This window comes from Microbacterium sp. 2FI (genome assembly GCF_005502885.1).
In the GTDB taxonomy this organism is placed as follows: Bacteria; Actinomycetota; Actinomycetes; order Actinomycetales; family Microbacteriaceae; genus Microbacterium.
Genome location: NZ_SCMR01000002.1, coordinates 124509 through 140091 on the forward strand (window position 1 = coordinate 124509; position 15583 = coordinate 140091).

At 70.4% G+C, this 15583-nt stretch carries 6 protein-coding genes and 1 other RNA gene; 5 read left to right on the forward strand and 2 right to left on the reverse strand.

The genetic code is table 11. The annotated features are described in order from the left end of the window. The first annotated feature begins 18 nt into the window (after positions 1-18). Positions 19-750 carry a C4-type zinc ribbon domain-containing protein gene (locus FFS15_RS02975; protein WP_137843519.1) on the forward strand — a complete coding sequence of 244 codons (732 nt, stop codon included), beginning with the start codon at positions 19-21 and terminating at the stop codon, positions 748-750. Continuing rightward, positions 731-2521 (forward strand): bifunctional 3'-5' exonuclease/DNA polymerase, encoded by a 1791-nt coding sequence (locus FFS15_RS02980; RefSeq protein ID WP_171013062.1) that lies wholly within the window; start codon positions 731-733, stop codon positions 2519-2521. The genes FFS15_RS02975 and FFS15_RS02980 overlap by 20 nt, the downstream gene beginning before the upstream one ends. Before the next feature lie 7 nt (positions 2522-2528). Here FFS15_RS02980 and FFS15_RS02985 read toward each other — a convergent pair whose 3' ends face one another. After that, a complete protein-coding gene (locus tag FFS15_RS02985) occupies positions 2529-12503 on the reverse strand; it encodes a calcium-binding protein (RefSeq protein WP_137843520.1) in 9975 nt (3324 codons plus the stop codon). Between the two features lie 178 nt (positions 12504-12681). Between FFS15_RS02985 and rnpB the strand changes: the two genes are divergently transcribed. Beyond that, an RNA gene (gene rnpB, locus FFS15_RS02990) (RNase P RNA component class A) lies at positions 12682-13051 on the forward strand. Positions 13052-13077: 26 nt separating this feature from the next. On the opposite strand, the gene ppgK is transcribed toward rnpB, so the two are convergent. Further along, the gene (gene ppgK / locus FFS15_RS02995; RefSeq protein WP_137843521.1) at positions 13078-13839 is read right to left on the reverse strand and encodes a polyphosphate--glucose phosphotransferase; all 762 of its coding nucleotides are present in this window, start codon (positions 13837-13839) and stop codon (positions 13078-13080) included. Positions 13840-13931: 92 nt separating this feature from the next. Here ppgK and FFS15_RS03000 point away from each other — a divergent pair, with 92 nt between their 5' ends. Further along, entirely contained in the window at positions 13932-14117 is a 186-nt protein-coding gene (locus FFS15_RS03000; protein ID WP_137843522.1) for an SPOR domain-containing protein, read from the forward strand. A gap of 113 nt (positions 14118-14230) precedes the next feature. Further along, complete coding sequence (locus FFS15_RS03005) at positions 14231-15568, forward strand: glutamine synthetase family protein (protein WP_137843523.1); 1338 nt, start codon at positions 14231-14233, stop codon at positions 15566-15568. Positions 15569-15583 lie beyond the last annotated feature (15 nt).

The window sequence follows — 15583 nt, forward strand, 5'->3', positions numbered from 1 at the left end:
GGCGACTAGGTTGGAGGCGTGAACTCCAGCCCTGCCGACCAGCGTCGCCTCGTCGAGGTCGCCGAGCTCGATGCCCGTATCCGCGCCGCCGACCACGCGCGCAAGAATCCGCCCCAGGCCGCGCGCGTCCAGGAGCTGCTGGCGCGCCGCCAGGAGCTCTCGCAGGAGCTGACCGCGCGCCTCGGAGCACGCGATGACCTCCGCACCGAATTGTCACGTATCGAGTCGGATGTCGCGGTCGTCGATGCGCGCAGCGCCCGCGACGCCGACCGGCTCGCGACGTCGACGAACCCGAAGCAGGCGCAGGGCTTCGAGAGCGAGCTCGCGGCCCTCGCACGGCGCAAGAGCGATCTCGAGGATGCCGAGCTCGAGGTCATGGAACGGCTCGAGCGGGCCGATGCAGCCGTCGCCGAGCAGGAGGCGCTCATCGCGCAGACCAACGCCGACGGCGCCGAGCTGAGCGCCGAGGGCAAGCGCGTCGTCGCCGAGGCATCCGCCGCCTTCGACGCTGCGACCCGTGACCGCGCCGCCGTCGCCGGCGGTGTGCCCGCAGACCTCCTCGCGCTCTACGACAAGGTCGCCCAGCGCAGCGCAGGCGCGGCCATGCTCGCGCAGCGTACCTGCGGCGGGTGTCGCATGGTGCTCGCGGGGACCGATCTGCAGGTGATCCGCCGGGCAGCCGACGACGACGTGGTGACCTGCCCCGAGTGCGGCTGCATCCTCGTGCGCGATGGAGAGAGCGGTCTCTGACGGCGAGACCCGCCGTGAGGCGGTGACCGCAGGCGGGGCGGTGGCTCAGCCGGCGTGGATCGTCATGGGGCGGGACAGCTCGGGGATCATTGCCGCGGATCTCGACGGCGATGGCCTCGAGGTCGCGCGGACCCGTGTTCCGGCCGGCGAGCTGGACGCCTGGGTTGCGGCTCGCGAGGCCGCGTCGGGTCCCCGCTGGGTGTGGCACGACACGCCGCAGTGGTACACGGCTCTGCTCGACGGCGGGGTCCGCGTCGCGCGGTGTCACGACCTGCGGCTGTGCCACGCGATCCTGCGCGGGTCGGCGCTGGTGACGCCTACCGCATCGGTACGTGACGCGGTGCGCTGGGATGCCGCGACTCCGATCGCAGCCGAGTCGTCGGGTGCCCCGGCGCCGACGCTGTTCGACCTCGACGGCGGCACCGCGAGCGCGGGTCCTCCCGACGACCTCGACGAGGCGCTGCGCGAGTTCTCACGTCAACGTGCCGCCATCGCGGGCTCCGAAGCCCCGTCCCGGCTGCGACTGCTCACCGCCGCAGAGTCGGCCGGCGCCCTCATCGCCGTCGAGCTGCGCTGCGCGGGGCTGCCGTGGGACGCGGCGGCCCACGACCGCATCCTGACCGACGCACTGGGGGAGCGCCCGGCAGGCGGTGGCCAGCCCGCCCGCCTCGCGGCCGCCGCGGCGCAGGTGCGAGCGGCACTCGGCGACCCGGCGGCGAGCCTCGACTCGCAGCCGAAGCTGCTGCGCTCGCTCCACCGCGTCGGCGTGCTGGTCGAGTCGACGAGCCGGTGGGAACTCGCCGAGCAGCGGCATCCGGTGGTCGAACCGCTCTTGGAGTACAAGAAGCTCTCGCGCCTGCTCTCGGCCAACGGCTGGGCATGGCTCGCGGAATGGGTGCACGACGGCCGCTTCCGGCCGGTCTACGTGCCCGCGGGCGTCGTCACCGGGCGGTGGGCATCATCGGGCGGGGGAGCACTGCAGCTGCCGCGCCAGCTGCGCGAGGCGGTGCGAGCGGACCCGGGATGGAAGCTCGTCGTCGCAGACGTCGCCCAGCTCGAGCCGCGCGTGCTCGCGGCGATGGCGAGCGATACCGCGCTCTCGGAGGCCGCGCGGGGTCGCGACCTCTATGCCGGGATCGTCGACACGGGTGCCGTGGCGACCCGCGCCGAAGCGAAGGTCGCGATCCTCGGCGCGATGTACGGGGCGACCACCGGCGAATCCGGGCGTCTCGTGCCGCGTCTGCGCCGCGCGTATCCCCGCGCGATGGGGCTGGTCGATGACGCCGCCCGCATCGGCGAGGACGGCGGGTCGGTCACCACCTGGCTCGGCCGCACATCGCCGCCTCCGTCCGGCGTGTGGGCGACGGCGCAATCGCAGGCGACCGAGGCCGAGGCGTCGGAGGCCGATCAGACCCGCGCACGCCGGTGGGCACGCGACAGAGGCCGATTCACCCGCAACTTCGTGGTCCAGGGCACCGCGGCGGAGTGGGCGCTGGCCTGGCTCGCCGACCTGCGGACGCGCCTCGCCGACATGCCGCCGGTGACGACCGCGGATGCCGCGCCACGATCGGGCCGCGTCTTCGCCACGCGTCCGCATCTCGCGCTCTTCCTCCACGACGAGGTCATCGTGCACACGCCAGCCGCCTACGCCGACGAGGCGGCGCAGGCGGTGGCGGATGCCGCAGCGAGCGCGGCCCGGCTGCTCTTCGGCGGGTTCCCGATCGACTTCCCCCTCGAGGTGCGTGTCGTCGACTCCGCCGCGAAGGCGTGATCTCCCCTCAGTCGCTCGTGCAGATGAAGTCCTGGAAGTGGCCCGGCGTGCCCGAGAAGGCCTTGCCGGTGTTGTTCTTGACGTCCTTCGTGTAGACGATGGCGACTTCGCGGTAGGCGGACCCGTTCGAGGCCTGCACGTCGGCGAGCGTCGGCGCACCGTCGAAGTCCGTCCGGGCACCCGTCACGTAGGCGAGCTTCTCGAGGCCCGCCAGGTTGTTCGGGTCGGGCTTGCGCACGTCGTTCCAGCCGCCGTACGCGGAGTTGCAGTGCGTGTACAGGTTGTAGGCACCGCTCCAGTCGAGCAGCTTGTCGCCGTCGTTCGGGCCATTCGCCGCCACGTCGCCCTGGAGCACGTCGCGGTCCCAGCCGCCGTAGATCCAGTCTGTGCCGTGGTGGTGCTGACGCGTCTCCGCTCCGGTGTTCTCCGGCGCTGTGTCTGCGTACGGTGAGACCAGGGTGAACCACGCCGGAGCGTCGATGCCGGCACGCGGCTGGTAGTCGAGGATGTCGGCCCCGGCCTCCGTCGCATTCAGTCCGCGACCACCGAAGAGGACGTCGATCCACTGGCCGTCGCTGCCCGGATCGTTGCGGCTCGGAAGATCCGGCACGGTGAGCGTGGGGTTGCCGCGGCCGCCCCACATCGCGTCAGCCCCGTCGTCGCCGTAAACATAGTCGCCGCCGGAGTCGCCGTTCATGAGGTCCGCGCCCTCCCCGCCGTGCAGGGAGTCATGCCCGGGTCCGCCGCGCATCCGGTCGGCGCCGCCGGCATCGTGCCCGTTGAGCGTGAGCACCGAGCCGTCGCGGTCATGGCTGAGGGACGTGCCGCGGTACAGCGGGTGCGCCTCGAACGGATGCAGCACGGCATCCTGGGCTCCACTGTCGGGGCCGCCGAGGTTGATCCCCGGAGGGCCCTGGCTGGTGTGCGTCACGATGTCGGGATCGCCCGCATCACTGCCGTCGATCTCCACGAAGCGCGTCTGCACGCCACCGCGGTCGCCGACCATCGCGTCCTCACCGTCGCCGCCCCACATCGTGTCGGCGCCGAGTTCGCCGTACTGGTCGTCGTCGCCGTCCTCCCCGAAGAGCCGATCGTCGCCGTCCTGGCCCCACTGGCTGTCGTCGCCGTCGCCCGCGTCCGCCGAGATCAGCGGGTTCGTGCCGTTGCCGCCGAAGATGAGGTCGGCGCCCCAGACCCCCGCTCCCGCGGACGCGCCGACGTCGTATCGGACCACCTCGCGCTCGATGACGCCGCTCCCGTCGGCGGGTGCTTCGTTGCCCGGGTAGCGCTCCTCGTAGACCGCGTACGCGCCGTCCTCGACGGTGCGGTTCAGCTCGCCGTTGTCGCCGAGCTGGAAGTCAGCCTCGCCGTCGCCGAAGAGCCAGTCGCCGGAATCACGGTGGCCTGCCAGGTTCGATCCGCCGAACTGGTCGTCCTGCCCGTCCGGCTGCGGCGTGCCGACCAGTTCGACCCCCATGCTCGGCACTCCGGGCAGCCCTGCCGGCAGCGTCGGCAGCGCCGGCAGCGTGCCGCCCACCTCGGGCGGCAGCAGGATGCCGGCGTAGTCGGTGTACGGCCGGTCGCCGACGACGACATCCGCGCCTCCGTTGCCGTGCTGGAAGTCCGCCCCGCTGTCGCCGAAGAGGAAGTCCGAAGCGTCCTGGCCGAACTCGGCGTCGACGGCGGAACCGCCGTTGAGCACGTCCATGCCGAATTCGCTCGAGACCGGTCCGTCGAGGTCGTGGTAGATCAGTCCACGCGGTGTCTGGACGCCCAGCTGACTCGTCACGTAGTGGAAGTCGCTCGGCGCCGGTGTGTCGAGCGCGGGGCACGACTCCGGCTCGAAATCGACGCCGGGGACGTCGCGCACGATGCACGCGTTGTCACCCGCCAGCACGTCGGCTCCGCCGCCACCCCAGAGCACATCGCCCGAGTCGCGCTGGTCCGGGAACGACGAGCCGCCGATGAGGTCGTCCTCGTTGCCGTTGCCCTCCAGCCAGTCGCCGCCCTGGTTGCCCTCGACGAGGTCGTCTCCCGCGTTGCCCTTCACGAGGTCGTTGCCGCCCTCGCCGAACATCCGGTCGGGATCGCCGTTGCCGACCATGAAGTCACCGCCCGAGACGAGTGCGAGCAGGACGTCGGCCTTCTCGGTGTCGAGCAGCGTCACCTCGCGGAGCACGCCGCCCGTCACCGGGTCGACCGCCCACTCGTCGCCATCCGCCACGCGCGTGAGCACGGCGTTGTCGCCGGTCATGACGTCGTCGTCGCCATTGCCCTGCATCTCGACCTCGCCGGCGTCGGGGGCGAGGTTCGCGCCGTCAGGGTTCGCGAGCGGATTCACCGGCGAGGATCCGCCGATGAGGTCGTCCGCGCCGTCGGTCGCGTTCGTCGAATCCTCGTCGAACCCGAAGATGCGGTCCTGGCCGGCGTTGCCCTCAAGGTGGTCGTCGTGTGCCCCACCGCGGAGCGTGTCGGTTCCCTGCCCGCCGAAGCCTCGGTCGTCGCCGCCGGCGGGCCACGGGGCATCCGCCGTATCGAAGTCGCCCCAGATCAGGTCTTCCCCGCCAAGCCCAGGCGCAACCAGCTGGATCACGGTGTCGGGGGAGCCCGCGGGCGTGCCGGGGAGCCAGCCGCCCGAGGGCGTGGCCACGACGCGAGCCGCCGGAGCGATCGTGCCCTGGTCGCCGACCAGGTCATCGGGTCCGGCGCCGCCGATGAGGCGGTCGTCCCCGAGCTCACCGAACACCTGGTCGTAGTCCTCGGCGCCGTAGAGGAGGTCGTCGCCGTCCTGTCCGTGCACCTCATCACGTCCGGTGCCGCCGTCGGCGACATCGTCGCCGTAGGTCGACACATCGTTCGACGGCTCGATCGAAACCGCATCGAGAGCGTCGAGCTGTCCGTTCAGGCCGATCGCGACCGTGACGTCGTCGCCGAACGCCCGGTCGTGGTCGGGACCGCCGTACATTTCGTCGCCGGTGTCGGCGCCGCTCGTCGACAGATTGCCGCCGACCACGAGGTCGATGCCCTCCTGGCCGTGAAGCACATCGTTCGCGGCGTTGCCCAGGACGACGTCGTCACCGGTGCCGCCGAACCCGAGGTCGGCATCCGCATCGCCCCACACCTCGTCGTCGCCGGTCTCGCCGTGCAGTTCGTCCGTACCGCCGTTGCCGTGCACGAGGTCGTCGCCACCGCCGCCGTAGGCGAAGTCGTCACCGCCCTCGCCGTAGATGCGGTCTGCACCCTCGCCGCCGCCGAGCGACGGGTCGCCGACGCCGTCGGTCTCGCTCGGCGCCGGGACCCGGGCCCCCGGTGAGCCTCCGATCGTGCCGTCATCGCCGAGGACGATGTCGTCGCCGCTGCCGCCGTCGGCGGTGTCGGCACCGGTGGTGCCCGCGCCGGCCGCGCCGTCGCCGTCGCCGATCAGCTCGTCAGCACCATCGTCGCCGAACAGCGCATCGGCGCCCCCGCCGCCCCACAGCTGATCGCTGCCGGGGCCGCCCCGCACCTCGGGGTCGTCACCGGATTGACCGTGGCCGTCGTCGTCGCCGTCATCGCCCCAGATCCTGTCGGCGTCCGGACCGCCCCAGAGATCGTCGTCGCCGCCGGAGCCGTACAGCCGGTCATTGCCGGTGTTGCCCTGCAGGTGGTCGGGCGAATCGTCGACGCCTGCGACCGCGAGTTTGAAGCCGCCGTGGATCTCGTCCTCGCCACCGCCGCCGAAGATCGTGTCGGAGCCGCCGGAGCCCTCGATCAGATCATTGGCGTCGCCGGCCGCGGCAGCCGGAGACTCGTCGGAGATCGCCGTGCCGTCGGCATACTGCTGGTCGCCGTAGATCCGATCGTCGCCGGACCCGCCGACGAGCGTGTCGAAGTCGGCGCCGCCGACGATCAGGTCGCCCACGTCGAGCCGGTTCGTGGCTGCGGCGTTGTCGGGCGCGTCCTCGCCGGCCGGGACCACGAGGTGGTCGTCTCCGCCGGACACCTTGTCGTTGCCGGCCTCGCCGAAGAGTTCGTCGGCACCGAGGCCGCCGTCGATCGTGTCGCCCGACGGGCCACCCCAGATCTTGTCGACGTCGTCACCGCCCGCGAGCGCGTCGATGCCGTCGCCGCCCCCGTCGCGCTGGTCGCCCCAGCCCTGGTTCGCGCCATCACCGAGGTTGATGACATCGGAGCCGCCGTCTCCGGCGACGAGGTCGTCCCCGCTGCCCGCGATGAGGGTGTCGTCACCCGTGCCGAGATTCGCGTCGATGGGCGCCGTGAACGGCCACGCGTTCCCGCCGTCGGTGCCACTTTGCATCTGAGCGCCGTCGCCGCCGCCGAGGAAGGCGAACGAGTCATCGTCGCCTGCAGCGTTCTCGATCACGATGCGCTTGCCGGTCTCCTCCTCGGTGTAGCCGAAGGCCGAGATGCTGAACCGATGGTTCCCGTCACCGTCTGGCACCGCGGTCAGCTGCCTGACCACGTAGGCCTCGGCGGTGATCTCGGTGAGACTGCCGCGGTGCACGGCTCGACTGCCGACGTTCAGCTTGACGGCATCGCCGTCCGGGGTTGCGAGGTCCGGCGGTGACGTGTCGCACGACGACGAGAACTCGAAGAGCGTGACTTCGGCGAGGCGCCACGTGTCGGAATAGCAGAACGGGCACACTCCGAACCGCGCCCACACCTCGAGGAAGGCGATGAGCTTGCCCTCGATGACAAAGAGGCAGATCGGCGTGTTGATCTTCGCGATGATCTCATCGATGTACATGCGCCCGTCCGCCTGCGGACGGTCGTCCAGGTTCAGCCCGAACGTGGCTGTGATGCCGCCGTCGACGCCGGCTGCGACGATCAGGGCATCGAACTTCGCGCCCGCCTTGATCGTGCCCGAGACGGTGAACTCCGGCACGTCCTTCTGCTCCCGATCGAGGTCGGTCAGGTACAGGCTCTGCACGAACAGTTTGCCGACCGATCCCGCGTCGAAGTCGCTGGTGCCGTCCTCGAGCAGCTGCTCGCCGAGCAGGCGGATGCCGCGCGTCGAGACGCCCGCACCGACCTGGGCCTTCGCGTCGAGCTCGCCGCCGATCGTGAGGTAGAGGACCCCGAAGAACGGCCCGAAGCTCATCGAGTACTCCATGTGCACGTTCAGCAGGTCCGGACGCCACTCGACGATCGCGCAGTCGTTGCCCAGGAGCACTTCGACCAGGCACCCGGGGTTCTCGAACACCGGGTAGGTGAAGTCGGAGGCGCCGTCACCGGCGGACCCCTCGCCGAGACCCTCCCAGGCCTCCGACGGCGAGTCACCGGCTGCCAGCGGCGCGGGTGCCGCCGCGTCGATCGCCTGGCCGACCTCGTCCATCAGGTCGAGGTTCGGATCGACCGGGTCGGTCCCTCCCCACAGCTCCGATACCTGGTCGGGCGTCTTCGGCGGGCCCTGTGCGGCAGCCGGATCGAAGAGGAGTTCGTCGACGAGCACGATCTCGCCCGTCGTCGAGAGGTCGCGCACGGTGTCGAGGAAGTCGAGGAGCGTGTCGAGGTCCTTCAGCAGCTCGACGTCGACGAAGCCCGCGAGCTTCGCGAGATCGACCATCGTCACCGGCGGACCGTCGAAGAACTCGGAGAGGTCGCTGATCACCGGGATCGGCGAGAAGAGGAACTCGCGCACCGGCTTGGTGGGCTCGAGTATCGGCGTGAGCTCGTCGAGCACCTTGCCGAACATGCGCTCGAAGATCTGCCCCGGCGCGACGCTGATGTCGCGGAGCGCGATGACCGGATCGCCGAAGCCGGCGTCGGTGAAGCCCCACGCGAACGAGAAGTCGGCGGTGAAGGTCGGAAGCGTCTTGTTCACCGCGCTGCCGGAAGCGATCCCGGTCGTGATGCCGACGCCGAGCGTGATATCGCCGGAGAGTCGCGGTGACGCGACGAACCGCGACGGGTCGCCCGTCAGCAGGTCGGTCAGCAGGATCCGGCTCGTGCAGTAGGTGCCGACGAGTCCGAGCGTGTAGGGATCGGCCATCGTGTCACAGGTGGCCGGCGCGTCGAGGCCGAGCTGCGCGATCAGGCGTGCACCGCTGGCGTTGCCGTTCGGCATCTGGTCGGTCGCCTCCATCGCGATGAACCCGATGTGGCCGCTGATCGGCTCGGTGCCCATCGACGCACCGACGTTGACCCGGATCTCCTCCGGGCCGTTGCCCGGCTCGGCGTCCGGCACGCCGGTGCCCGGCACCGGGTTGTCGAGCAGGTAGAAGCCGTCCTCGCGCGAGAGGCCGAAGCCGAGCTCGATGGTCCAGCCCGCCTGCGCGACGACATTTCCGTCGAGGCTGATCGGCAGGCCCGGAAGGCCGAGGTCGAACGGAATCTCCACTGTTCCCGGGCACTCGGTGCCCTCGCCCGCGGCGCAGGTGCCTGCGGCGCCGAGGCCTCGGGCGCCCTGGCCGAGCTCGAGCTCGACAGTGAGGTCGTCGAGGTCGGTGAGAAGCGCTCCCGCCGGGCAGACGACGCCGTTGCAGACCGCGACGATGCGGATGTCGGTGGCGTTCGGCGTCGTGTCGCCGGCGGGGTCGCCGCCCCACGTGCCGACCGCCGCGTAGTCGCTGTCGCGGAGGATGCCGATGCCTGACAGCTCGGCGGCGAGCTGGTCGCGCAGGCCGTTCGGGCCGAACACGGCCGAGTCGACCGTCGCCCCGGGCATGCCGTCGAGCGGCGGGTTCTCGAGGTACGCCTTGAACTGCTCGAGGCCGTCGGCGAGTTGAGCGAGGTCTTCGCCGATGAGCGGCAGATGGCCGCCCGCCGTCGAGGCGGCGATCGCCGCATCGAGGATCTGCGCGAGCGAGGAGAATCCGTCGGTGAGACCGTCGAACGCGAACTCCAGGCCCTGGATGATCGCGTCGAGGTTCGCCGGGGCCGTGATGTCGGGAGCTGCGAGGTCGTCGACCTTCACCTGAAGGTAGTCGCCCGCATCCGGCGTCGCGGGGTCGTTGCCGCCGATGGTCTTGAGCCCCGTGCCGAGGTCGGCGAGCACGGGCATCGCCGCGCAGCCGTAGGTCCCGACAACGGGGGCGAGGCCCGCGATCCCGGGGTCGCACGTGAACGATCCGCCGTCGGCCGACGAGCCGAGTGCGAGGTCGAGGCCGGTGTCGAAGTAGTCGGAGAGGGCGAGCGGCTCCTCGGCGTCGTCTCCGGGCGCGGGTGCGCCGGTGCGGCCGAGCCCGAGCTCGACGCCGAGCGCGATGCGCCCCGTGGCGTTGTCGGCGTCGCCGAGCTGAGCCGAGAACGGTCCGAGGTTGACGGCGAGCTCGGCGGCACCCGGGCTGGACTCCGCGATGCCGGCGCTGATCGCGATGCGGCTGGAGTCGAGGATCTGGGGGGCGACGTCCGCGTTGCCGGGCGCGAGCCCGACGAGGACGCCGAGGTCGAGCTGGGCGGCGAGGTCGGCGAGGATGCCGCCGCCGCTCGTGGAGATCGCCGGGATCGATGCATCGTCGAGCGCCAGCGGCACCTCGACGGATCGCTCCCTGCCACCGGAGAGACGAAGGATGAGCCCGCCCGCGACGTCGGGGCCGGCATCCGTGTCGACGAGCTCGAAGCGCACGTCGAACGTCGCGTCGGGTGTCTCGCCCGGGATCTGCGCGAAAGCCGCCTCAAGACCGGACTCGAGGCCCGCGAGGTCGACCGGCGTCGGTCCGCCGCGGAACTCGTCGTACCGCGCCTGCAGGTCGACGACGTCTTCCAGCAGGCGCTGCGCGCCCTTGTTGAGGAACGGCACGACGGGGTTGTCGAGGCCGGCGGCGGCGAGACCGCCGTCGAGCGCACCGATGCTGTCGGTGACCTCGCCCATCGAGTCGATGACCCGGCCGAGCAGGCGGGTCGGCTCCGACGTGTCGACGTCGAGCGCGCGCAACAGTTCGGCCTCGTCGTTGGTCGCACCCGCGGTAAAGGTCGACGGGTCGAATCCGGTGCCGTCGACGGCGAACGTGCCGGGCGAATCCGTGAGCGTTTCCGCGGGATCCACGCCGTGTCCGTCGACCTCGAGGTCGACGTCGACCACGGCGTGCCGGGCGGCCACGGCGACGGGATGCGTCGGGGGCTGACCCTCCTGCTCGTAGATGCCGCCCAGGAGGTCGGTGATCCGCGGCGTCGAGGTGGCTCCCGACGCCGGATCGACGTCGGCGGCCGTGGTCGGATCGGAGCCGTCCTGCAGCAGCTGGAAGTGTCCGCCGATCGACACCGGCACGATGCCGATCTGACCGGCCGCATCGACACCGGCGTCGACGAGGTGTGTCACCTCGAGCTCGGCGGCGTCGGTGAGCTCCGTGCGGAACCGCTCGAACACCATGGGCGCCTCGAACTCGATGACAGGCGTCGTGAGATCGTCGCTGGCGGGCACAGCCTCGGCGAGGTCGATCAGGACGGGCAGGTCGATGTCGTACGCGACGTCGACCTGCGGCTGCACCGGCGGCGTTCCGCCGGGCTTCGCCACCGAGCGGAGCCCTGTCTGATCGAGGAGCTGGTCGCCGAACGCGAGCTGAGCGACCTCCGAGCCGTCGCCGAGCACCGGTTCGATCGCGGCGAGTCCGTCGAGGCCGCGAGTGACCTCGAGGTCGAGCCGCACCTCCTGCGTGGCGGGGTTGTACACCGGTGTGATCGCGCCGACGCCCGTGATCTGGTCATCGAGCTTGTCGGCGAGGTCGCCGACGGTCGTGATGCCGACGACCACCACATCGGGCACGGTCTCATCCGTCGGGTCCGCGTCGGCGTCGATCTTCTCGATGGTGATGAGGCTGTCGGCGAGCGCGTTGAACTCGGAGCTGAGGTCGTACAGGTCCGAGAGCCGGCCACCCGTGAGCGGGAGCACCTCGTCGACGTTCGGGTGCTTCTGCAGCGACCGGAGCAGCGTTCCGTACTGCACGATGCCCGAGACGAGGTCGACCGGGGTGATGCGGGTGAACGCGGCGAGATCCTCGAGATCGTCTGCCGCGCCGGTGAGCTCTGCGACGAGATCGGGCGCCGTCGCGAGGTCGGCGTCGAGGGCGAGCGCCGGTGACGGAGAAGTACCGAGCCCGACGAGGGCGGAGCCGAATCGGACGTCGGCTACCGCGGAACCTGTCGGTACGAAGGCGGTCAGCTGGTCGGCGGGCATGGTGAGTTCGCCCGGGGTGTTTCCGCCGCCGCCGAGCACGGGCTCGACCATAGCCAGGCGTCCGTCGTCGTTCGTGTCGTCGACGACGCCGTTCCACGAGGCGTCGAGGTCGACGGTGCTTCCCGTGAGAACCTCGACATCGGCCACGCCGATGGCCGCGGTCCCGCTCGGGAACGTGAACGGTCCGCCGTGGTCGAGGGTGGCGGTGAGTCCGACTTCGGGTTCACCGGCCGTCGTGTCGAGCCAGAAGAGCGCACCGTCGGCGCTCGTGCGCAACGATGCGGTGAACGTGAAGGCGAGGTCGAACGGCGCGGTGGCGACGAGGCGGACGGGCACGCCGCCCGGCCCGCTGGGGTCTGTCACCGCGATCGCGCCGTCGAGCGTGCGCGAGACTTCGATCGCGAGGTCGAAGCCGCTCACGTCGTCGTCGGACACGATCGCCGTCGCCTCGACGGCGAGCTCGGAGTCGCCGACGGTTCCGTCGAGTTCGGTGTCGACCTGGGCGACGAACTCCTCGAGCGTCGCCGTCGTACCCTGCTGCGCGAGCAGTTTGTCGGTGATGCCGACCTTCAGCACTCCGGCCAGATCGAGCGCGTCGCCGGGCCGCAGCGGATCGGCCCCGGGGGAGGTGTCGCTCAGGGGGACGGGATCGGCGAGCGGGCCGACCTCCTCATACTCGCCCACGAACACCTCGGCCAGTGCGCCGAGATTCGCTCGCAGCGACACGACGTCGTTCGGCTCGTCCACGAGCGCCTGCGCGGCGGCGGGCGCGAGCGCGGTGCTGACCAGCAGCCACGCCGTGACCGCGCTGATGATCGCGGCGGTACGGCGCTTCGGGACATGGTTCTGAGTCGCTTCGGCACGCATGTGATCTCCCCTGTCGCGTCGCCTTGCCCTGGCGCCTACCCCTGACGCCGCACCTGCTCTTTTTACTCCTCCTGGGTGTTGCCTGACAAGAGGTGCTGCGATCTTGAGGTATGATGCCTCGCTCCGTTCGCACAGCGAGGAGTCGTCCCAGGGATCGGACTAGACTCACGAACGCGAATGGGTCGGCTGGACGGTCGCGTCGCTGGCGGTTCGCCGCACAGCGCCGAGGAACGTCCGGGCTCCACAGGGCAGGGCGGTGGGTAACACCCACCCGGAGTGATCCGCGAGACAGTGCCACAGAGAACAGACCGCCACGGCTTCGGCCGCGGTAAGGGTGAAACGGCGGTGTAAGAGACCACCGGGGTCGCGGTGACGCGACCTGCTAGGTAAACCTCGCCCGGAGCAAGGCCAGACAGAGGATGCTGACGCGGCTCGCCGAGTCCTCGGGTAGGCCGCTGGAGCGGCACGGCAACGTGTCGCCGAGAGAGATGACCGTCCACGGGGCTCGCGCCCCCGGACAGAACCCGGCGTACAGGCCGACCCATTCGCCCCCTCTCGCTACGCGCACACGGTTCTACGCGAGAGCGAGCGCCGCAGCCCCGATGATCCCCGCATTGTTCCGATGCACCGCGGGCACGATCGGCGTCTTGAGGTTCAGCAGCGGCAGGAACTGATCGGCGTGCTTCGACACGCCGCCGCCCACGATGAACAGGTCGGGGCTGAAGAGGAACTCGATGTGGCTGTAGTACCACTGCAACCGCTTCGCCCAGTCCGACCACGACAGCTGCTCCCGCTCCATCGCCGAGTACGCGGCGTAAGCCTCGGCATCGCGCTCGTGTTTGGCCCGCTGCACGTGACCGAGCTCGGAGTTGGGCACCAGCGCGCCCTCGTACAGGAGTGCGGACCCGATGCCGGTGCCGAGAGTGGTGAGGATCGTGAGCCCCGGCTGACCCTTGGCCGCGCCGTAGCGCAGTTCGGCGACGCCGGCGACATCGGCGTCGTTGGCGAAGTGGATGTCGCGGCCGAGTCCGTCCTCGAAGAACTTCTCGGCTTCGAATCCGATCCACTTGTCGGAGACGTTCGCGGCCGAGAGCGTCCGCCCGCGCTTGACGATCGCCGGGAAGGCGACGCCCAGCGGCACATCCGGATCGTCCACCCCGAGGACGGTCAGCACTTCGGTCACCGCTGCCAGCACGTCGGGCGGCTCAGCGCCCGACGGGGTGGCGACCTTGACGCGATCGCTGATGAGTCGGCCGGCCTCAAGGTCGACGATCCCTGCCTTGATGCCGGTTCCCCCGATATCGACGCCCACTGCCCGTGTCACCTCAGCTGCCATGCCCGCCAGCCTATCCAGCCCGCCCCGTGCGTGAGCGGCTTCAGTAGGATCGTGCCGAACGACCACGGACAGACCGAACGCGGAGGCCGGCGATGTCGAACGACAGCGAGAAGTACTGGTACAACCTCAAGACGGGCGCGGTCGAGAAGGGCTTCGAGTCGCCGTCGGTCGACCGCGCCGGCCCCTTCGACACGCCGGAAGAAGCCGCGAAGGCGCCCGACGTGCTGCGCGAGCGCTCGCGCGCCTGGGCCGAAGACGACGCGCGCAACGACGCGTAGGGCGGGTCGGGCGTGTCGGGGGAGTCGGGCGACGCCCACTAGTCTGGCTTCTGCCGCCCCGCGCGCAGACGCGTAGAGAGCACCGGAGCGGATCGGGCACCGGAGAGGATGCGATGGACAAGCAGCGGGACTTCGTTCTGAGGACGATCGAGGAGCGGGGCGTCAAGTTCGTCCGGCTGTGGTTCACGGATGTCATCGGGACGCTGAAGTCGGTGGCGATCGCCCCGGCCGAGGTCGAGGGCGCGTTCGCCGAAGGACTCGGGTTCGACGGCTCGGCCATCGAAGGCCTCACGCGATCCTACGAGTCCGACCTGCTGGCCCATCCGGATCCGACGACCTTCCAGACCCTGCCCTGGCGCGGCGAGATCGACCCGACCGCCCGCATGTTCTGCGACATCACGACCCCCGACGGCCAGCCTGCCGTCGCCGATCCCCGCCACGTGCTCAAGCGCGCGCTCGCCAAGGCCGCCGACGCCGGCTTCACCTTCTACACGCACCCCGAGATCGAGTTCTACCTGCTGAAGTCCTCGTCGTTCGGCGCCGACGGGCCGGAGCCCGTCGACTCGGCGGGCTACTTCGACAACGTCCCCGGCGGCACCGCCCACGACTTCCGCAGGCGCTCGGTGCGGATGCTGGAGGACCTCGGCATCTCGGTCGAGTTCAGCCACCACGAGGGTGGGCCGGGTCAGAACGAGATCGATCTGCGCTACGCCGACGCGCTCGCGACGGCCGACAACATCATGACGTTCCGCACCGTGATCAAAGAGGTCGCGATCGAGCAGGGCGTCTACGCGACGTTCATGCCGAAGCCCCTCAGCGGCAAGCCGGGCAGCGGCATGCACACGCACATGTCGCTGTTCGAAGGCGACGTCAATGCCTTCTACGAAGAGGGCGCGCAGTACCAGCTCTCCAAGATCGGTCGGCAGTTCATCGCCGGGCTTCTCCGCCATGCGAACGAGATCTCGGCCGTCACCAACCAGTTCGTGAACTCCTACAAGCGCCTGTGGGGCGGTGACGAGGCGCCGAGCTTCATCTGCTGGGGCCACAACAACCGGTCCGCGCTCGTGCGCGTGCCCCTCTACAAGCCCAGCAAAGGCCAGTCCTCGCGGGTCGAGTACCGCGCGCTGGATTCGGCGGCGAACCCCTACCTGTCGTACGCGCTCATGCTCGCGGCCGGACTGAAGGGCATCGAAGAGGAGTACGAACTCCCGCCCGAGGCCGAGGACAACGTGTGGTCGCTCACCGACGCCGAGCGACGCGCGCTCGGCTATGCACCGCTGCCGGCCAGCCTCGACCATGCGCTGGAGTACATGGAGGAGTCCGAGCTCGTCGCCGAGACCCTCGGCGAGCAGGTCTTCAACTACGTGCTGCTCAACAAGCGACGCGAGTGGCAGGAGTACCGGTCACAGGTCACGCAGTTCGAGCTGAAGAGCAACCTCGAGATGCTCTGAGCCGTCGGGACGTCG

Coding starts and splice junctions, on each gene's coding strand:
- FFS15_RS02985 (WP_137843520.1), bottom strand. CDS start 12,503: ATGCGTGCCGAAGCGACTCAGAACCATGTCCCGAAGCGCCGTACCGCC.
- FFS15_RS03005 (WP_137843523.1), top strand. CDS start 14,231: ATGGACAAGCAGCGGGACTTCGTTCTGAGGACGATCGAGGAGCGGGGC.
- FFS15_RS03000 (WP_137843522.1), top strand. CDS start 13,932: ATGTCGAACGACAGCGAGAAGTACTGGTACAACCTCAAGACGGGCGCG.
- FFS15_RS02980 (WP_171013062.1), top strand. CDS start 731: ATGGAGAGAGCGGTCTCTGACGGCGAGACCCGCCGTGAGGCGGTGACC.
- ppgK (WP_137843521.1), bottom strand. CDS start 13,839: ATGGCAGCTGAGGTGACACGGGCAGTGGGCGTCGATATCGGGGGAACC.